The 19,552-nt window shown below is 41.2% G+C and carries 14 protein-coding genes; 3 read left to right on the forward strand and 11 right to left on the reverse strand.

Annotated elements, in window-relative coordinates; translation table 11 throughout:
• The first annotated feature begins 282 nt into the window (after nucleotides 1-282).
• Nucleotides 283-609, forward strand: a complete 327-nt coding sequence (locus tag C7391_RS00980) for a hypothetical protein (protein ID WP_133516676.1) — start codon at nucleotides 283-285, stop codon at nucleotides 607-609.
• Between the two features lie 19 nt (nucleotides 610-628).
• On the opposite strand, the gene C7391_RS00985 is transcribed toward C7391_RS00980, so the two are convergent.
• The 10 genes from C7391_RS00985 to C7391_RS01030 all read right to left on the reverse strand — a co-directional run bounded on the left by C7391_RS00985 (nucleotide 629) and on the right by C7391_RS01030 (nucleotide 11,137).
• The gene (locus tag C7391_RS00985; protein WP_166627343.1) at nucleotides 629-1,006 is read right to left on the reverse strand and encodes a hypothetical protein; all 378 of its coding nucleotides are present in this window, start codon (nucleotides 1,004-1,006) and stop codon (nucleotides 629-631) included.
• Nucleotides 1,007-1,281: 275 nt separating this feature from the next.
• The gene (locus tag C7391_RS00990) at nucleotides 1,282-1,701 is read right to left on the reverse strand and encodes a hypothetical protein (protein ID WP_133516678.1); all 420 of its coding nucleotides are present in this window, start codon (nucleotides 1,699-1,701) and stop codon (nucleotides 1,282-1,284) included.
• Between the two features lie 43 nt (nucleotides 1,702-1,744).
• A complete protein-coding gene (gene cyaB, locus C7391_RS00995; protein WP_133516679.1) occupies nucleotides 1,745-2,290 on the reverse strand; it encodes a class IV adenylate cyclase in 546 nt (181 codons plus the stop codon).
• Between the two features lie 223 nt (nucleotides 2,291-2,513).
• The gene (locus C7391_RS01000) at nucleotides 2,514-2,768 is read right to left on the reverse strand and encodes a hypothetical protein (RefSeq protein ID WP_133516680.1); all 255 of its coding nucleotides are present in this window, start codon (nucleotides 2,766-2,768) and stop codon (nucleotides 2,514-2,516) included.
• Nucleotides 2,769-2,816: 48 nt separating this feature from the next.
• Nucleotides 2,817-3,155 (reverse strand): hypothetical protein, encoded by a 339-nt coding sequence (locus tag C7391_RS01005; RefSeq protein ID WP_133516681.1) that lies wholly within the window; start codon nucleotides 3,153-3,155, stop codon nucleotides 2,817-2,819.
• A gap of 592 nt (nucleotides 3,156-3,747) precedes the next feature.
• Nucleotides 3,748-4,950, reverse strand: coding sequence for an SMC-Scp complex subunit ScpB (scpB, locus tag C7391_RS01010; protein WP_166627344.1), 1,203 nt, complete (start codon nucleotides 4,948-4,950; stop codon nucleotides 3,748-3,750).
• A 29-nt stretch (nucleotides 4,951-4,979) separates the two neighbouring features.
• Nucleotides 4,980-5,882: a segregation/condensation protein A gene (locus C7391_RS01015; protein WP_133516683.1), complete on the reverse strand. Its 903-nt coding sequence runs from the start codon at nucleotides 5,880-5,882 to the stop codon at nucleotides 4,980-4,982.
• Nucleotides 5,879-9,412 (reverse strand): chromosome segregation protein SMC, encoded by a 3,534-nt coding sequence (gene smc, locus C7391_RS01020; protein ID WP_133516684.1) that lies wholly within the window; start codon nucleotides 9,410-9,412, stop codon nucleotides 5,879-5,881. Before smc ends, C7391_RS01015 begins: the two co-directional genes overlap by 4 nt.
• Before the next feature lie 51 nt (nucleotides 9,413-9,463).
• Complete coding sequence (locus C7391_RS01025) at nucleotides 9,464-10,477, reverse strand: hypothetical protein (RefSeq protein ID WP_133516685.1); 1,014 nt, start codon at nucleotides 10,475-10,477, stop codon at nucleotides 9,464-9,466.
• Between the two features lie 174 nt (nucleotides 10,478-10,651).
• The gene (locus C7391_RS01030; RefSeq protein ID WP_133516686.1) at nucleotides 10,652-11,137 is read right to left on the reverse strand and encodes a YqaA family protein; all 486 of its coding nucleotides are present in this window, start codon (nucleotides 11,135-11,137) and stop codon (nucleotides 10,652-10,654) included.
• Between the two features lie 260 nt (nucleotides 11,138-11,397).
• Between C7391_RS01030 and larA the strand changes: the two genes are divergently transcribed.
• Together larA and afpA are read left to right on the forward strand one after the other, a co-directional pair.
• Nucleotides 11,398-12,657 carry a nickel-dependent lactate racemase gene (gene larA, locus C7391_RS01035; RefSeq protein WP_133516687.1) on the forward strand — a complete coding sequence of 420 codons (1,260 nt, stop codon included), beginning with the start codon at nucleotides 11,398-11,400 and terminating at the stop codon, nucleotides 12,655-12,657.
• Nucleotides 12,658-12,797: 140 nt separating this feature from the next.
• Complete coding sequence (gene afpA / locus C7391_RS01040; RefSeq protein WP_208107033.1) at nucleotides 12,798-13,355, forward strand: archaeoflavoprotein AfpA; 558 nt, start codon at nucleotides 12,798-12,800, stop codon at nucleotides 13,353-13,355.
• 88 nt (nucleotides 13,356-13,443) lie between these two features.
• Here afpA and C7391_RS01045 read toward each other — a convergent pair whose 3' ends face one another.
• Nucleotides 13,444-19,116: a cobaltochelatase subunit CobN gene (locus C7391_RS01045; protein ID WP_166627345.1), complete on the reverse strand. Its 5,673-nt coding sequence runs from the start codon at nucleotides 19,114-19,116 to the stop codon at nucleotides 13,444-13,446.
• Nucleotides 19,117-19,552: the final 436 nt, after the last annotated feature.

Consider the following 19,552-nt stretch of genomic DNA (forward strand, 5'->3'; position numbering starts at 1 on the left):
GATAAATAAGTGTTGTCTCTGACAGAGGCGTTCCTGTAATATAAATCCGATTGGTTTGATTGACTTCGATTGATTTTAATTAAAGTTAATTGATTTTAGTTGGTTTTGGCTGATTTAGATTGATTTTAGTTGGTTGAAATAGATTTTAGTTGGTTTAGATTGATTTTGATTGGTTTTGTTGGTTTTGATTGATTTAACCGCTTAACAAATCAAAAAGATTAAAAACGAATTCACTTGAAGTCTTGCAAATGTTTATAATCATTCATAAATAATTAGAGATTAATGTCAGAAAATTCCCCCGTTTCAGTTTTTTCAAACAAAAAGTTTTATGTCCTGGTTGCAATCGGTTTGATTATCTTTGCTGCCGGCACCGTTTTTGCATATTCCGCAAAATCTAATTTAAAGGATAAAGACCTCCCGGCAGACGACTTTCAAAAACAGGAACGCATCTACGCCGTTGCAAAAATCGCATCAATGGTCGGTTTCATCATCGCGCTCATCCCGAGCGTTCAGATTCTTCAAAACACAATCTTAAACGAAAGAGCAAAAACGACGGAAGGATCAGACGTCAGCGTAAAAGAAGAAAAGAATAATGAAGAGGATGAGTAATTCAAATATTACTCCATTTTCAACATATTTCCAAAAATTTACATTCTTTTTTAAAAAACATAAAGCAGAAATTCGTTTTTTTGAATTTACTAAAATCCGGTGATTGTTGCGGCCGGCGGCGTGATGTTGTGAGTGGCAGCGGTGTCGGCAAGATAACAGCGAACAGAAACGGTAAGGTAGCGGCGGCAAACAGAAACAGCAAGGTAGCGGCGGCAAGCAAACCGGCAAGGTAACAGTACCCACGTTCGCGAAGCGAACGGATGTGATAAGAAAGAGCGGATGCACGCAGCAGCAAAAACAGACACAGCAAAGCAAACCGGCGCAGCAGCAAAAACAGACACAGCAAAGCAAACCGGCGCAGCAGCAAAAACAGACGCAGCAGAGCAGACAGGAGCAACAATATAGGCAGGCGCAGCAGAGTGGAGGCATTAATACAAAACAGATGTAAATAGATGGAGTTAAGTTGAGAAACTGTTTTCGTTTTTTGCTGTATCGGCCGGGTACGAATCCGCAAATTTCCGTTTTCTCATTTCATTCGAAAACGAAAATTAGCGGTCGGTTGATTCGGATTTAGTTATCAGTTCTGCTGCTATTTGTTTTTGAAAAAATGAAAAAAGAAAAGTGAGTCGTTTTTTATTTTAATTTGCTGTTCGTTTTCGTTTTTCGAAGAGTTTACTCATACGGGTAAACGTAAATATCAAACGGCTGTTCGATCATATTCGGCTCCAGACGGAATATTGTTTTGGAAACATAATCGCCTTCGGTGGCATTTCCGTCTCCGTCCATGTCGACCAGTGCGGTAATTGTGTAGATTCCTTTCGGGTTCAGCGTGTGAGTATGAGTCATCTTGTATGTGTAATTCGCTTTGGAACCGTTTTCGAGTATCATTTGTTCCATAGTGACACGATTTTCAGAATCAGTCATGTCAACCAATTCAATATAAATTTTAGAATTATCAAAAGGCTGAGATCCGTCTTCCGCCATAATCTTTCCTTCGATAATATATTCTTTCGCGCCCAAACAACCAAACGCGGTCGCAGTCAAAACCAAACATAAAAAAATGCCGAACAAAAGTTTTCTTTTCCCTTTCATTTAAAACGTTCTCCGATTCATTCAATCCTAAAATATCTTTTATTCAAATTAATCCTTCTGCTTTTAGAACCATTTCCAAATAGGAATCTGTGATGGAATCCTTTTCAGATAAACCGTATTTTCCTAAAAATTCAAAAATGCGGTCAATTTCATTTTTGATTTCCGTTTTATCGGCAGCGTCTCTTAAATTACTTTCAACTTCAACAAATTCTCCGAGCCCTTCGACGCTGTCAAAACCGATAATAAAATCATTCCATGTGTAAATCTCGCGGCGTTTGTTCACCGCGCCCGACACAAAATAACCGAGCGCGAGAAGGATTTCCTTCATTTCGCCGGCATCAACCGGGCTGTTATATTCCGGACGTGTTTTTGAAATCGTATCAATTTTCTTTCCTTTGTATGTGATTTCCCCTTCGCCGTTGACAGACCGTATTCGAAGAGCTTCATCCGTTTTTGAAAAATCGCGTTCATGTGAATTGAAATAAGTATCTTTCTGTTCTTCTGTTCCTGAAAAAACCGCGCCGCATTCAATCAAATCTTTCTTAATTTCAGCATGCGGGACTTTAATTTTGACTTCAACTTCGTACATATATCCAAAAAAGGTATTCACAGATTAAATAAATTATTGAAAAAGAATCGAGGAAAAGGAGCAAAGAGAAAATCAAAGAGAAAATCAAAGAGAAAATCAAAGAGAAAATCAAAGAGAGAAGTAAAAAGAGAAAAGTCAAAGAGGAGAATCGAAGCATAGTGCTGAAATTCATTTCGTCGGGTTTGTCGTCGAAATGAATTTCCCTCACTTTAATTGTTCGATATTACCAGAATTCATACATATTGTATATCATTCCCATTTTTTCATAGTCTTCCCCGAGATTCAACTCAAAGAAATAACGGTCAACCCCGGATTTGTTCGTCGACCCTGTCATGTCAACGTACATGGTTTGCCCGTCTTCCAACGCGAAAACATTCAAGGTGTGACTTGTTGTATTCTCACCAAAAGTCAGCAGCAGGAAACCGCATTTAATGCCTTTTTGTTCGGCAGCGGCTGTCAAATCTGACGCATAATTCACACAGACGTATTCATTTGGAATGTAAATGTTTTGATCTGTTAAATCATCCTACAAAAATTGACAAACTTCTTTTTTTGATTTATTTTCTGCGTTTTCATTCCGTGTTAAGGAAACATATGAGTTATCCGGATAAACGACAACATACCGCTGCTCGTCTTCCGTGAAGTAAACATTTTGTGTATAATAATTTGTTATTTCATATTCATCGTCTTGATTTTCTTCGTTCTCCCTGTTTGTTTGAATATATTCTGATTCATATTCTGATTCATTTGTTCCGTCGTTTATTTCTCTGGCAGTAGCAGTGCTTGAAAAACACAAACCTGTTGCCAACATCAATACAACAACCACGCGAATAATTGATTTGCTGTTTTTACCAACGAATGTCATGATGTAACTCCCTGTAATTTAGTCCCATCAATTAAATCTCGTTCGTTCATCTATATAGATTAATCGCTCAAAGCTATAGTTTGTTAAAATTTTCAGTATGTCTATAGATAGCTAATGAATCTAAATATACAACTTCTTCTATTTGGTTATATTTGTTATTATAAAAATAATTACAATTCAATAGTCGTATATCATTTCAAAAACAGAATTGAAAGAGATTCTACTTTATTATTAATGATATAAATGACATAGTTGCTGTTTTTCAAGAGAACTCACATAAAAAGTGCACGCTTCGTCCCACATTCGAAAATATTTTCCATGAAAATATTTGATTTCAGAATCAATTTTTTAAATACCAGCTATAATTTAAAAAACAGTTTAATTTAAAAAATAAAAATTGAAATTAAAAAATAAAAATTAAAAAAAATAAAAATTAAATAAAATTAAAAACTGAAATCAAAATTAAAAGATATTAAAAATAAAAAATGAAAAGAGAAAAAAGAAAACTAAAAAAGAAATTAAAAGAAAAAAAGAAACTAAAATGAAATTAAAGTAAAATAAGTAAAAAGAATCAAAATAAGGCTTTAACGCCTTATTCTGATTGAATTTCATCATCCTTTTTTTGTTCTTTTTTACCGTCGGCTTTTTCGGATTTATCGATTTCACGAAGCCCGCCAATCACGGCATCATATTTTTCACAAACGCGTTTAATCAAATTACCGGACTGGCTTTTATGCGTCGGGAAAGACACCTCGCCTTTCTTGACCTTTTTGCCGCTGCCGGATGTGCCGTAATCCGGAGAGACGACAACACCGTCAACAGAAAGTCCGATCCCGAGTTCACCGAGAATTTTGGCCGACATTTCGGTTGCGGGACTGGCTTTGGATTTCACCATTAACGCTTTGTTGCGGTAAATTTCCTGAAGCTCTTTTAAATCGTTGAGATTTTCTTCTTTTTTGGATAATTTTCCGAAGCGCGTAAAGTCTTCGCCGAGTTCTTTTTCAATCAGATGAATATCTTCAATCAAATCACTGAACGTGGTTGACGACATTTCTAAAACGGTGCCGCCGTATGGCGGATTGTTTTCCCTGAGTTTATCTGCGTAGCCTTTTGCCATCACCAAAACATCGGTTTCTTCCAAGATCTGCAAGTCATTTTCAGACGGCTGATAAGGATTCACAACTTTATAATTCGTAATGCCGCACATACGCATCAGCGATTCATACATTTCAGTAACCGCCAATCTTTTTCGGGACGCGAAGCTTGAAATGTCGCTTTGTCCGCCTTGCGCGCGGTAAATTTCAACCATTTTATTTCTGACATCCGCTGAATCATTCGACGCGATTCCGAAATATTCGGCAAATAATTTAGTGGTTGTCATCATCTTCGTACGGCCGTGCGGTTTAAGATCGATTAAGCCGCGCTCATAAAGTTCGTTGATATGATCATACGCGTTTCCGCCGCGCATTTCAACGACTTCCGCTTTTGTAATCGGTTGATGATAAGCAATAATTGAAAGTGTTTTCAACTGCGGTGATGTCAGTTCTTTCGGGGCGACATCTTTGACTTTTTCCGCAAATTCCGGTTTAATCTGCATCACAAAACGACCGGCCAAATCAGCGATTTCAATGCCCGATCCGCGCGCCGCATAATCATCCTTTAATTCAGCGACAAGACGCGTAATTTCCTTCTTGGAAAGACCTGAAATTTTCATCAGAGTTTCTGCCGTCACCGTGCTGCCGGCAGCAAATAAGGCGGCTTCAATAATTTGTTTTGCAGTGTTTTCCTCTGTCATAATACTCATCAGATTCAAATCAAATGTTTTTATTCACCGTATTTCTCCGGTGTTTCAGGCATGTCTGATACTTTGTCTAAAAAGGCAGCGTCAAACGGATAAATGTAAAGCGTTTCGTAAATTTTTTCCTGATAAAGCATGATTTCCTTCATTGCCGCCAGGAACAAAAGCGTAATATAATCCATAATTCTGTCCGCGCCGTCGAGTTTGAAAATATCTTCCAGCGTGACATATTCTTGTTTCTTGAAGAATTCCCTTAATAAATCTGCCAGCGTTCCCGTTCTTTTCAAAATCGCTTCATCGTGCGCGATGTTCATCACATCTTCCGTTGTCAATTCAACGTCAATGTAGCGGCGGGAACTTTCTGCCCGCATATGTTCTCTTCTTTTGACAACATCTTTTTCCGCCTTTTTCAGCTCGTCAATCAATTCTTTAAGCGTCACGGGACGGCGCGCAGATCTTCTGACCGGGAGAAGCGGCATATTGAATTCGTTGATATCGAACTCTTCTTCATAATTCTCTTCTTCCTCATAAAGGTCTTCTAAAATTTCTTCTTCTTCCACAAACAAACCGGTGGATTTCATACGGAGCAAAACACAAGAATAAAGAAGCGTGCGGCCCGAAATTCGAAGATCCATTTGCTGAAGTTCTTCAATTTTGTTGAGGAATGTATCTGTGACATGAACAATATCAATGTTCCACGGATCGATTTTGCCGTTTTTGGCAAGCTCGACAAGAATTTCAATCGGTTCGTTGCCGATGAAAGAGGCAAAGTCCAGTGCCTCCACGTCAATACCGCTTTCGGTTAAGCTGTCACCGAGGGAATCAATAAAATAAGATTTTGCATTTTCGTTTTTCATAAAATCGCCGGATTTACTGTCGGATGCATCTAATCCGTCATCATTTATAATTGAGTCGATTTCAGAGCTCATGGGGATTTAACTCCTGTGATGCTGGTATTTCCTTCAAGCTGCGTGACACCGATGATTCTGTCAGACTGTTCCAGCATCGGTTTACGAAGAGAAATCACAATAAACTGCGCGACTTTCGCCGACTTTTCAACACGCTCGGCGACTCTTTCCACATTCCAGCCGTCCAGGTTCTGATCGACTTCATCGAAAACATAGAACGGCGCCGGCCTGTATCCCTGAATTGCGATGATAAACGCAAGGGCGGTTAAACTTTTTTCGCCGCCTGACATGGCTTCCAAACGCAAAATATTTTTGCCCTTGGGCTGCGCGTGAAGCGTCATGCCGCCGGCAAACGGATCATTCGGATTTTCTAAAATCAACTCACCGTGACCGTCGGCCAATTCGAAGAACACCTGCGTGAAATTTTCATTAATACCGTTGTACGCTTCCATAAACGTGTCACGCTTTAATTTTTCGTATTGGTCGATACGCGTCAGCAATTCTTCACGCTCATTAAACAGCGTATCGCGGCGGCCGACCAATTCTTCCTGCCGCTCATTTACCGCGTCATATTCTTCAATGGCGCGCATGTTGACCGGCTCTAAGGCCTGCATTTCCTTTTCCAAGGATTCAATTGTAATGTAAACGGTTTGATAAGAGGGAATATCTTCGTCAGCGCCGGCTTCATCCAAACCGCGGTCTCTGACTTCAGCGGACAAATCAATGTATTGCTTTTCAAGCGTTTGTTTCGTGAGGAAACAAGCGTCTTTGTGGCGTTTGACTTCTTCATAAGAGAAGCGGATCTTTTCGGATTTCTTGCGCGCGTCGTCCGCTTTTTGTTCCAAAGCTTCTCTTCTCTCACGAAGTTCTTTTAATTCGTTTGTAATCTCAAGTTCGCGCGCTTCATTCGCTTTTTTCTGTTCTTCAAACCCGTCAATTTCGGTTTGAAGCGCGGCGATGTTATCTTTACCGGTGCGTTTCTTTTCTTCCAGCTCTTCGATTTCCGCTTTTGTTTCGTTAATCACTTCTTCAGCGTGCTGCTTGGCAAGCTCAATCGCGTTCATATCGGATTTGATGTCGCCGAGACGCTCTTTCAAACGCTGGATTTCATCGTCAATGCGCTGCGCTTTTCTGCGGAATTCTTCCAATTCGGGATTGTTGAGTTCAGCTTCAATCTTTTGAATTTCCGCTTCAAGCTCCTTTTGAATCTCTTCTTTGGCAAGGCGCTTTTCAATAACTTCATTCATTTCCTTTTTCAGCTGCTCGCGTTCAACGCCGAGCGCGTCCAAACTGCTCTGTTTGGCATCCAGAATTTCAGAAAGGCGGCTTTCACGGTCTTTAATTTCTTCAATGCGCATTTCCATTTTTGAAATTTCATTCGTAATCGCGGTAATTCTTTTGGTTGCGGTGCTGATTTTGGTATCCAAATCATCCAATTTGTTAATCAATTCACCGCGCTTCACGTAAACGGCACGGATTTCATTGCCGAGCGTATCCAACCGATCACGCTCAGACGCTGCAAATGAAATGCGTGATTTCTGCGCGGTTGATCCGCCAATCATCGCGCCGCTCTTTTCAAGCGTATCGCCGTCAAGCGTCACCATTCTGTGTCTTCCAAGAGAACGGCGCGCGTTTTCAAGCGTATCAATAATAACGGTATCTCTGAAAACATACCAGAAAGCCGGTTCGTATTCCGGTTCATAATCAATCAAATCGACCGCGTAACCGACAAAACCGGGAATATGGCTCAAGTCCTGCAAATGTCTGCGCTGCTCCATTTTATTCAGCGGCAAAAACGTTGCGCGCCCGAGATTCTTGCGCTTCAGATAATTGATTGCGTGTTCCGCGTCAGCATCCGTTTCAACAAGAATGGCCTGCATTTTGCCGCCGGCCGCAATCTCAAGCGCTTTTGCGTATTCCTGATCCGCGCGTCCCAAATTGGCGACCGCGCCGATAATGCCGTATAATTCTTCGCGTTTGGAGGCTTTGAGAATTTCTTCAACCGCGTGAGAATAAGTGCTGCCCACTTCGGTTGCACGGACACGCGCTTCAATAACGCCGAATTCCCGCTCTTTATCGGAAACGCCTGTTTCTAATTGTTTCTTCTCATCTGACATGCGTTTATGAGCGGATTCCAAGTCGTCAATGTCTTTTTTGAGTTTATCGGCTTCATCCTGTAATTTTGAAATTTCATATTCCGCGACTTTCGTATCGCTTTCCGCGTTTTTCGCATTGTCCTTGGCTTCGGTAATTTCATCTTCAATGTCTTTGATTTCCGAGGCTTTGCGGCGCAATCCGTCTGTTAAGCGGTCTTCATCGCGAATGAGCTGGTTTTTCTCATTTTTGAGCTCTTCCAATTCTTCTCTCTTTTTGTTGGAGACCGATGTCTGTTCCGCGAATTTTTTATCAATGGCCGCGATTTTGGATGCCAAAACGACTTTTTCCGTATTTCTGTCGGACTGTTCTTTTAAAACGACGTCTTCTTTTCTTTTTTCTTCGGCAAGCGCGCTGTCATGTTCTTCGATTTCCTTCTTGCGCCCGTCGATTTTAATAAAAAGGTCGCGGCGTTTGGATTCAAAACTATTTTCTTCACGCTCTAACACGCCGATGCTTTCCCTGGCGCGTGAGATCTGACCTTTGATTTCTTCGATTTCCGTCTTGATGCGGATTTGCTCATCTTCGCCTTTTTGGCGGATTTCCACATTCAGCGCGTTTAATTCGGTTTCCGCTTCTGCCTGCTCGGCTTCGCGCTCTTTAATCTTCTCTTCCGTTTCCGCGGCGAGCGTTTCGTATTTTAAGATTTCATTTTCGACATTGACCAATTCTGTTTTGGCGTCTTTTAATTTGGATAAAATCAAATACCCTTCATACTTCTGCTTCTGTTCGCGAAGCGTTCTGTATTTCATCGCGTGTTCTCTTTCCGATGACAAGCGTTCCAATTGGGCTTTAACTTCTTCAACGATAATATCAATTTTTTCGATTTGCTCTTTGACAATATCAAGTTCAGCCAACGATTTTTGTTTCTTTTCATCAAACTCTGAAACGCCGGCGATTTCATCAATGATTTTGCGGCGTTCGGTCGGGCTCATCTTCGCGGTAATTTGAGAAATGTCGCCCTGCATAACCACGTTATACCCTTCAGGCGTCACGCCGGCTTTGCCGAGCAATTCATGAACTTCCGTCAAACTCACGGCCTTGCCGTTGAAATAAAAATAGCTGTAATAACCGGATTTGGTTTGTTTAATTTTTCGGGAAATTTCGAACTCATCCGCTTCAACGGGCGCTTTTCTGTCGGAATTGTCAAAAGTAATCGTGACTTGAGCGAATTCGGGCTGTTTGGATTTTGCATCGTTGAAAATTAAATCCGTCAATTTTTCGGCGCGCATGGTTTTGGAACCGGACAAGCCGAGCGCGAAAAGGATCCCGTCAATAATATTGGATTTTCCGCTGCCGTTGGGTCCCGAGATTGCCGTAAATCCCTCATAAAACGGTATCTTTACCCGTTTCCCGAAGGATTTAAAGTTGACAAATTCAATTTCTTTTATAAACACTTATTTATCTCCCGCAGGTGATTTTTCAAACGCGCTCATCCTTAATTTTGATTATTCGTATGTAATGATTTCTGTGTCATCTTCGTCGCTTGAAATGACTTTTTCTTTGAGTTCCGATGCCGGTTTGCTGCCGCGGCGTCCGCCGAACTTTCGGCTGCCGACATCTTTTTCAGCGATAATGTATTCGCAATTGGCGTTGGTGTCTTCTTCTCTTTCGGAACGCACCTGTTTACTGTTGTTACCGATAATGTATTCGGCTCTGTCCGGAACTTCCGGCTCTTCCGTTTTAATTTTCTGAATCGTTAACGGAATATCTTCAAACGCGGATTGTTTGAATGAAGACTGTTCAAACGAAGATTGTCTCGGCGGCTCCGGTTCTCTTAAGGAAGAAACATCTAAAACTTCTTCCTGTGAATCTGCGAAGTAAAACGGATCGTCTCTTGCCGGAATTGTTTTGGCGGGAACGAATTTTTCGGGTTCCGCGTTGTTCTTTTTAACCGGAACAAATTCCTGATATTCCCAGCCGTCGGCTCTTCTTGAATTAAATGAAACGGGTGTAATCGGCGTTGCCGGTCCGGGCGGTTGATTAAATCCCGGCGGCGGCACGACACGGCGCGGTTCTTGCGGCATTGATTGTGTCGATTGCATATAATCAGAATAATCCGGCTCAGCCTGCATTTGGCGGGAGCGTTCTGCCGGAACAGGCTGCTCGGAAGCTAAAATATCGTAAATGATTTGAGCGCTTTGGTTTGTTAAAGCGGCGGTCTCGTAAGTCGGTTTTTTATCAGCCGCGGACAGCGAATTGGATGTTGTTTTAATGTCCACGATTTCACGAACGATTCCGTCCTGCGTGATTGACATTTCATGGATACGCTGTTCGATTAAGCGTAAACGGTCATAAGGAACAGTTTCAGGCTGAAGCTCATCGCGGATTTCCGCGAGAACTGACCGGCGAATTTCGTCGGCCATCGCGTTTAAACGCGCTTCAAATTTTTCTTCAAGTTCGTCGTAGACTTTCTTCTCGATCTTTTCCGTTCCGCTGTATTTGATCTTTCCGTTCAACATTGTTCCTCGAGCTCTTTGAATTGTTTTAATGTGGCGTAAATGTGTGGTAAAAAAGGTGTTTGTATGTAAACTGTTATGTTTATATTATATATATAGCTTACATACGATTCCGTATCCCGTATTTTCTTTTTTTCTCCGTCGGTTGTTATTTCATGAAGTTGACCGTGTTTGTTTTTAAATCAAACTTGTTGTGATGTCGTAACCCAAGTCACAGAGCGTGACAACCAGCGCAAAGCGCACAAGTTTGCCGATAACAATCAGTATTGAAAATTTTTTAAAGTCGTATCTGACAGCGCCCGCAACAAACGGAAATACGTCCCCGATGACAGGAATTGACGTAAACAGCAGCAGCCACGCCCCGTATTTTTCAAAAAGTTTCAATCCTTTTTCATATTTTTCGGGACTGATGACTTCGAAACGGTTTGATATTTTATGAACGCCCCAATATCCGAGCGCATAAGTTGTCAGCGAACCGAAAAAACTGCCGGCGGTCGCGACAAGAACGATGCCCCAGAAACTGTGCGTTTGACACATAAAGACAATCAGGACTTCGGGACTGAGCGGAATCAAAGAAGCCGCTAAAAGCGCGCTGATAAATAAACTGAGATAGCCGTAATTGAACAAAAAATCGTTAATTACCAGCATAATGGTTTCAAACATATTTTCTCCTTTGACGAGAACAACTTCAAAAACGTTCGGATAACCGCAATCAACCGATTCTATAAAATCTCAAACGTATTTAAATGCGTTTCTTTAAGTATAAATCCCTTTGTTTCAACCGTTTGTTTCATGTTTCAATCGTTTGTTTCAACTGTTTATTCAATCGTTTATCACCGTTTGTTTCAATTGTTGGTCACTTGTCATAACTTATTTAAACGTAGACTCAACTTTTTGAATCTAAAAATTAAAGTGGTTTTTCAATGACAAATAACATATTCTCTGTTCCGTATGGCAGCGGTTCTCTTTCTTTTGAACTTTCCGAATCTGCTTTTTTAGGCATGATTCTTCCGACCGATGAAGGCGAATCAACCGCCGACTCTGATGCGCTGGTCAGAAACGCGCTGCAGCATCCGGTCAATTCTCCCCGCCTCTCCGAGCTTGCCGCGCCGACCCAAAAAATCGCAGTCATTGTCAACGATGTCACCCGCCCGACACCATCCGCTTACCTGATTCCGTTCCTTTTGGAAGAGCTTGCAAAGGCCGGCGTTCCCGATGAGAACATTACATTTTATTTCGCGCTCGGACTTCATCGCGCGCACACAGAAGAAGAAATTCAAAAACTCCTCGGCGATGACATTTACAAACGTTTTAAATTTGTTCAGCATGAAGTCGGCACGTTCCCGACAACGTCTTTCGGCAAAACATCCCGCGGAACGCCGATTGAAATCTACAGCGACATTCCTGAAAATGATTTGATTATCGGCATTGGCGAAGTCGGTTTCCATTATTATGCCGGTTACAGCGGCGGTGCCAAATCGCTTCTTCCGGGCGTCAGCTCCAAAGAATCGGTCATCACAAACCATAAAATGATGATTGAGAAAAATGCCGTTTCCGGACGCGTTGACAGTCCGGTTCGCCAAGATTTGGAAGAGGCAGCCAAAATTGTCGGTTTGGATTTCATTTTGAATGTTGTTTTGGACAGTCACAAAAAAGTTGTCGCGGCGTTTGCCGGCGATTTTATTGACGCGCACCGCGAAGGCGTGAAAGTTGTTGACGCGCTTTATAAAATAGAAGTTGAACCCGCTGACGCAGTCATCGTTTCCTGCGGCGGTTATCCCAAAGACATTAATCTTTATCAGGCCAACAAAGCACTTGATAACGCAACGCAGTCCGTCAAAGAAGGCGGTTCTATCATTTTAGTCTCTGAGTGTCGCGACAGTATCGGAAACGCTGTTTACGACAAATGGAACAAAGAATGTAAAACAGCCGCTGAAGCGATTGCCCGTTTCAATGAGGAATTTGAATTCGGCGGACATAAAGCAGCAACAACGGCTGCTGCATCACAGCGTTTCACACTTTATCTCGTGTCTTCGCTTTCCGACAGCGCGGCAGAAGAAGCGTTCTTCACACCCTGCAAAACGGTTGAAGAAGCGATTTCAAAAGTACTTTTGGTAAATCCGGATGCGAAGTTCCACATTATTCCGTACGGCGGACAAACGCTTCCCGTCATCAAATCATAAGTGTTAATTTTAATGTATTCCTTTTAAGGTGTTCCGGTTTTCCGGACTCTTTTTTTATTTTACCGCTCCATATCCATTTAAATAAAAGAAATGTGTCTTTATTCTATCTTTCGTTTTTTATAAAATAAATCGTGATTTCTATGTCAAAAAAAGAAACTCGTCAAAAAACAAGAATGATTGCTTGGGGCATCACCGGCGCCGGCGATAAACTCACGGAAACCGTTGAAGTGATGCGTCAGATCAAAGAAAAAGACTATCATATTGACGTTTTTGTCTCCGAAGAAGGAGAAACCGTCTTAAAATGGTACAAGCAATTTGAAGAAGTCAATAACGTTTTTGATTCCTGTACGGTTGAGTCCGGCCCGAACGCGCCGTTTATTCTCGGCGACCTTCAAACCGGCAAATATGACGCTTTAATCATTTCTCCCGCAACCGCAAATACGGTTGCGAAAATCGTTTACGGCATTGCCGATACGCTTTTGACAAACGCCGTCGCACAAACCGCAAAAACAGAAACTCCGATCTACATTTATCCGGTTGATCAAAAGAAAGGGAAAATCAAAACACAAGCCCCAAACGGCCGTAAGTTTACTTTAAAAATGCGCGACATTGATATTGAAAATTCTAAAAAACTGAAGAAAATGGAAAATATTAAAGTGATTGCATCGCCTGAAAAATTGAAAAAATATTTCAAATAATCAGAATTTATTAAAAAAAGATAATCAAAACAAAGGAAAAATAAATTCCTTTGTTTTTGACTTATTTTTAAATTTTGTTTTTAATGCATCAGCCTTTTCTTCTGAATCCGTAGAAAACAGCACCGACAACAAGAACAACCATCGCAATGGCAATCATGCTGGATGCGGAGAAAGTCGGATTGTTTAAGAAATCGCGGACGCTTGAAATGGAGTTGTCAATAAATGACGGGGTCATTTCAAAGCCCGAAACTTCGCCGGGCGCACGTGTCACATCTGTCCCGTAACCGCTGCCCTCGTCGGTTTCTTTAACCGTTGTTGCTTCAACAATCTGTGCACCGCCTTTGTTATTTGAGCTTCCCGAATTCAAATTTTTGGAAATCTGCGTAATTTCAGGTCGGATTCCTGTTGCTTCTTCCATCGTATCCAGGAATTTCTCCTGCTCTTCAGGCGTAATTCCTAATACAGACATTTGTCCTGCAACAAAGCTGTTAAATGTAGGATTACCGCAGGAATGATGGCAACAGGCAACACTGTTTTGGTTTATTGATTCAACATAGTCTTTAATAAATTGATCCAGCAATTCCTTTTCTTTGTCTGTCGGATTTCCGTCCATCATAATCGACTGGATATAAGTTGCCGTTATAGACTGAACACTATATGCGAACTGCGGATCAGATTTCAACCATTCTCCATTTTCTCCGGTCATGAGGAATTCATACATTTCATTAATTTTGTCCGCCGAAATCAAATCCGGTTGAAGTGCCTGCCAGCCCCAAACATGTTCGAAAGCTTTTGCCATTTCACGAGCACCTGCATAACCGTGCTCTTTCATCCCATCAACCCATTTTTGATTTAAGTAACGGGAATACATTTCATTTTCGAGGAACGTATTCAGTGAATCAACACGCGGATCTCCTGCTTTTTGCAAATTCATCACATATGAGTCGGGATATTCCCCATCTTCACGGGAATAACTGACCGCCAGATTCAATCCGCCCAGATATTGATAGAAGTCATCAATGTCGATGGCACCGTAAAGCGTTGAAGATCTGCTGTGAACGGTTGCGTCAACATTCGCCAACTGCGACTTGTAAAGCTCTTTGTCGTTTGTGGTTCCCCACTCGCCCAAACTGCTATACACATATCCCATTCTGTTAATGAAATGCTCGGCAAGCTGATCTCTGTTTTCCCACGAATCCGTTGCACCGACCAAATTATCCATTCCCGCACCGTAAGAATCGGCAGCAGGTCCGAAAATTCGAGATAAAGCATCATCTTTGGAATAGCCGCTTTCTATGATTTTGTTCGTATTTGTCCGGATGTTGTTGACCCCGTCTTCCTGTTCGTAAGCCAGCCGAATCGCACGGTCAAGCATTAAAACCTTTTCAGGGAATTGATCGCGGTAAGCACCCGATATTTCAACAATAACATCAATACGCGGTCTTTTTACAGTTTGTCCGTTGTTTAAAGTCACCGTTAAATCGTCTGCTTTTATCACGTCAAACTGAGCCGCATTCACATTTCCGCCGGAAACCCATGTTGGTTTAATACCAATCAGATACATAATCTGCGCTTCCAAAACGCCTTCTGTTCGGGTTGTTTCACCGGCCCACAATACATAACCGACGCTGTTCGGGAAAGTTCCATGTTCTTCATAATAATCCGCTAAAAGCTGATCGACTAAAACAACCCCGACATCCCAAGCCTCTTGAGTCGGGATTCTGCGCTGATCAACGGTGTAGAAATTGCCGCCTGTTGGAAGAACTTGAGGTCTGGTGACCGGGTCGCCGCCTGCCTTTGGTTCAATAAAACCGCCGCTCAAAGCTTTTAAAATACTGTCCATTTCTCCGGAAGAGGCTCTTAAATCTGAAGCGTATCCTTTTCCAATTTCAATTTGGGCAATAATATTTGCTTTTTGACTTTCTGTCGGTTTATTTGATTTTGATTCAAAGACTGTATTTACCGCTGCTTCCGAACCCTTGCCTTCTTCTAAAACAAGTTCCAATATTGCATAAGCATCTTCGGTGGTTGCGCCTTTTATAGCAGTTACATTTTGCGTATACTCAACGCTGAGCATTGAAAAAACCATTTCTGTCAATGATTCCCCTTCCAAAGATCTGCCCAATATATGAAGGCCGTAAGGCATATAGCTTGTTTTTAAGTCCTCCAATATGTCTTCCAATTCGTGAAGCATGTCATCGAATTCAGCTTCATTCATGTTTTGAAGATCTTCTTCCGTTACGCCCAATCTTGAATTCAAGCCGGTTGAAAGGATATTCTGAATAATTGTTTCGACGTGACCCGCTTTAACTTCTTCATTTTCGACAGTTTCATAACTCTGAATAGAATTGCCGAGTGTTGCGTAATCTCCGTAGAGTCCGGCGTAAATAATTGCGGGTGTCATGTGATCTACAAGAACTGCATTCCCGCGGCGTTTAGCAATAATACCCTCACCGACACCGTCAACAATATACGGATAAATAACAGGAACATAGCCTGTCATAATAGCCGGCCAGTCATATCTGGAAAGTGCGCTTTCTTTTCCGGGAAGCCACTCTTGTGTGCCGTGACGTCCCAGATGAATAATTGCATCTGCTGCAAATCCGGTTGTTTCATCTTCAGCAGGGAAAGATTCGTAATCTTCTTCCGATGTTGTTTTAACAACTTCGGTTTCACCGCCGTTTTGGAGCCAAAGGTAGAAAGCAATGTACTGATGAGTCGGCGGCATGTTGGTATCATGGTAAAGCGTTTCAATGCTTTCGGCGTGGCCGCGGGACGGCTGCGGCGTTAAAATGACGCGTCCGTCCCCATTATCACTGCTGACGTCGATATACGGGATAATGATGTATTCATTTTGATACACCATGATATTTCCCGGCACTTTGCCCCACATTTCCGCAACTTCTGCTTTTTTCTCTTCATATAATTCGGTTTGCTCGGCGATTCGTTCTTCCTTTTCTTCATCACTTAATGTTTTCAAAGATTCTTCAAACCAATCGCCCAGATAAATGTCTTTAAACCATTCTTCATAAAGATCGGCTGAAATTAAGATTGATTTGCCTGTATCGTAAATTTCTTTTTCATCCGAAACATCTACCTCTCCGATTAATTTTTTGAGTTCACCGGGTGCCCAGCCGCCGACATTAATGCCCTGCGTTGTCATAGCATCAACCATTGTTTCCGCGTCCGGAATTAAGGATGTGTTGACATTATATCCGCCGTTCTTCATGGCTTCTAAAAGAGTAATTGTACTGGTGGGAACATCCAGGTAAGATGCGCCGATATTTCCTTTGCCGCCGCCGTGATTATAATAAACGACAGCCACGTTTTTGTCGGCATCATCTTTGATTTGAAGATTCAGCTGCCCGACGACCCTGCCGACAAGCCAGTCCATCTGATCATTCATCGGCTTGGTTTGAACAACGCCGTCATATTCTTCGGTGGACACGACAGCAATCGGATCAATTGCGCCGATTAATTCCTGATTTACCAACTTCATGGAACTGTTGCCAAACGGATTAGAGGCTTCTTCCCATTCTGCTGCCGTTTCTACAATCAAAACGTTGAAAACGGGAATATCCAATTCGGTTTGGTTAAACCGATGTTCGCCGATGTAGCGATAATTTAAGATGGCATCAATTTCGCCGGCGACGAAATATTTGCCGCCGTATTCTTCTGTATCAAAATAAGACGGCGCTTCACAATAAGTTGCAATGACATTGACGCCTTTTTTCTCCAGCTCTTCAATCATTTTCGCAGTCGGTTCCATTTTATCAGGATAATATGATTTGTAAAATGTAATTCCGACAGTCGGGTTTTGGGGGTCATATTGGTACGGCGATTCCTCCCCCTCCCAAATTTGATCATTATTGGAATACCACTCAATGTAATCATTATATTCCGTTTCGAAAACATTTTCTAAATGCGGATGATAAATTCCTTTAATCGGAAGTTCAACAGCATTTTCCGGCCTGTCTAAATCATAACGGCCATAGAAATCAATCAAGATCATGTTGATCATGTATTCGAGATTTTTGTGTTCGTACGGCGTGTTTGACCAATAATTGGAAATTTTTGCTTTGTATTTTGTTAAATTATCATCTGAATCTGAAATTCCCGGAATTGAGGGGACAATAGTTCGTCCGTTGTAAGAGGTTGCGGCTCTTGTTGCGTTGTCATCCAAAAGAACAACTTTTCCGTCTTTGATTTCATCCATCAAAATTTCTTTAAGGTATTCCCAAGTCGGTGTCGTTGAAACCATGTGAATGGTGATAACATCGGCCCCGCTGATAATTTCTTTAATTTCTTCTTTGGGTTTGTTGACAAGGGTTTTTGTTTCAAGAGAGAGTAATTCAACATTACTTCCGTTTGCAGCATATACTTCGGAAAGATTTGAAATGATTTTATTATGTGTTTCATAACCGCTGATGATAACGACTTTTCTCGGAACGCCTAAATCGGCAGGATCCGCTTTAATAATCGTAATTTCTTGATAATGGTTTCCTGAATCTGACAAAGCTGTTATGGAAATTGTGTTATATCCTTTCGTCAGATCATTTTTTGGAATTGAGATTTGGAAAACATTACCATTCGGAGATGCATTTGTTTTTGTTTTTTGATTTTCAGATGCGTCTTTGTATTCCGCTTTGACATTATCGGCACCAAATGCGGTAATTTCTACAATATAATTCGTTTCTTCTTCATTATATGAAGTATTTGTAATCAATGGAGCTTCGATCAGGTACAATTTCGCATCTTTTCGGTTGTTTCCGTTTGAAGCAAGTCTGACAGTTCCTTCGATCGAATACATTCCGTCTCCGGCAGGTATTTGCTCTGCCATTTTTGAAGAAATTTCATAAATATCTGCCAATGTTCCATTGTCTGCGCATTTGTTGACGGTTAAATCTGCATCTGTTACATCAGAATCAACGACAGTGATCTTTGTTATTCCGGCATAAGGCGTTCCCGGAGTGTTTCCCATCAGCCAGGTTGCTAAAATAATATATTCCCCTTCGGGAACATTCTCAAATTTAAAATTATTATTACCGTTTGCAATTTCAATGCTTGTTGCCGCCGAAGTTACAAGTTTACTGCCGTCTGCTTTTATAAGTATTATTTCGCGTGTAAACTCTTTACTGTTTGATACAGCTGTTATTTCTATTTTGTTTGCGCCGGCATTCAATTCGGCTTTATCAATTGTAAATTTGTAAGATACGCCGACCGGTGTATTATTTGTCAATTTTTTTATGCCGCTGACATTCGTGTATTCAATATTCACAGATTCTGCGCCGTATACAGCAACATCCAAAATGTAATCCGTTTTAGTTTCTTCCACATCAATATCTGTAAAAAATGAACCGTCCAATAAAATCAGTTTTGCCTCTTTTCGGTTGTTTCCGTTTGATTCAAGTCTGACGGTTCCTTCAACGGTATATATGCCACCACCTTCGGGCTCTGCCGAATTTAAGGAAGTTGCCGTTTCGTATATTTTTTCGGATATTTCATTACCTGCGCATTTTCCGATGGTTAAGTCAACATTTTCGATGTTTCCGTCATTAACTGTAATTTCGGACAGGCCCGCATAAGGTGTTCCCGGAGTGCTTCCCATCAGCCAAGTCGCTAAAATTGTATATTTGCCGTCGGGAACATTTTCAAATTTGAGATTATTGTTGCCATTGCTACTTTCATTGCTGACTGCTGTTGCAATGACTTTTATTTTATCTGTATCTGTGCCGACAACATCAGCTGCCGCAATCGGCACAACTGATGATAAAAGTAAAATTAACAATACAAATAATGTATTCAGTCTCTTAAACGAAATAATTCCATCCCCTTCTTTATTAATTTTGATTTTAAACTAAAGCAAATCTGCTTGTTATTTTTCGATGAATTTATCGAAGATCTTCAACAAATAACTCAGATTATTTGTTGTATACAGCGGGGAATTAATAAATACATGATTTTTTAGATAATAGATATTATCTTTAAAGATAATGTTTTAAAATATATTTCCCGATAATTTGAATGTTGTTTTTAAAAAAATGAAATCAACACAAATATCGAGTGGGCTTCTGTAAAGGAATTTACTGTTTAATCCAATAATTTCGCCCTTTGATTCAATACTTTCACCCCGCTTCCTTTTCCTTTAATACCCTCAAAAGACTTCTACGATTTACTGTCTTACCAAAAAAGACGGA

Source organism: Methanimicrococcus blatticola (assembly GCF_004363215.1).
GTDB lineage: Archaea > Halobacteriota > Methanosarcinia > Methanosarcinales > Methanosarcinaceae > Methanimicrococcus > Methanimicrococcus blatticola.

What these genes read in the sequence shown, in the direction of transcription:
- C7391_RS01015 (WP_133516683.1), bottom strand. Translation starts at nt 5,882, where the DNA reads ATGAGCTCTGAAATCGACTCAATTATAAATGATGACGGATTAGATGCA.
- afpA (WP_208107033.1), top strand. Translation starts at nt 12,798, where the DNA reads ATGTCAAAAAAAGAAACTCGTCAAAAAACAAGAATGATTGCTTGGGGC.
- larA (WP_133516687.1), top strand. Translation starts at nt 11,398, where the DNA reads ATGACAAATAACATATTCTCTGTTCCGTATGGCAGCGGTTCTCTTTCT.
- C7391_RS01005 (WP_133516681.1), bottom strand. Translation starts at nt 3,155, where the DNA reads ATGACATTCGTTGGTAAAAACAGCAAATCAATTATTCGCGTGGTTGTT.
- C7391_RS00990 (WP_133516678.1), bottom strand. Translation starts at nt 1,701, where the DNA reads ATGAAAGGGAAAAGAAAACTTTTGTTCGGCATTTTTTTATGTTTGGTT.
- C7391_RS01030 (WP_133516686.1), bottom strand. Translation starts at nt 11,137, where the DNA reads ATGTTTGAAACCATTATGCTGGTAATTAACGATTTTTTGTTCAATTAC.
- cyaB (WP_133516679.1), bottom strand. Translation starts at nt 2,290, where the DNA reads ATGTACGAAGTTGAAGTCAAAATTAAAGTCCCGCATGCTGAAATTAAG.
- scpB (WP_166627344.1), bottom strand. Translation starts at nt 4,950, where the DNA reads ATGACAGAGGAAAACACTGCAAAACAAATTATTGAAGCCGCCTTATTT.
- C7391_RS00980 (WP_133516676.1), top strand. Translation starts at nt 283, where the DNA reads ATGTCAGAAAATTCCCCCGTTTCAGTTTTTTCAAACAAAAAGTTTTAT.
- C7391_RS01025 (WP_133516685.1), bottom strand. Translation starts at nt 10,477, where the DNA reads ATGTTGAACGGAAAGATCAAATACAGCGGAACGGAAAAGATCGAGAAG.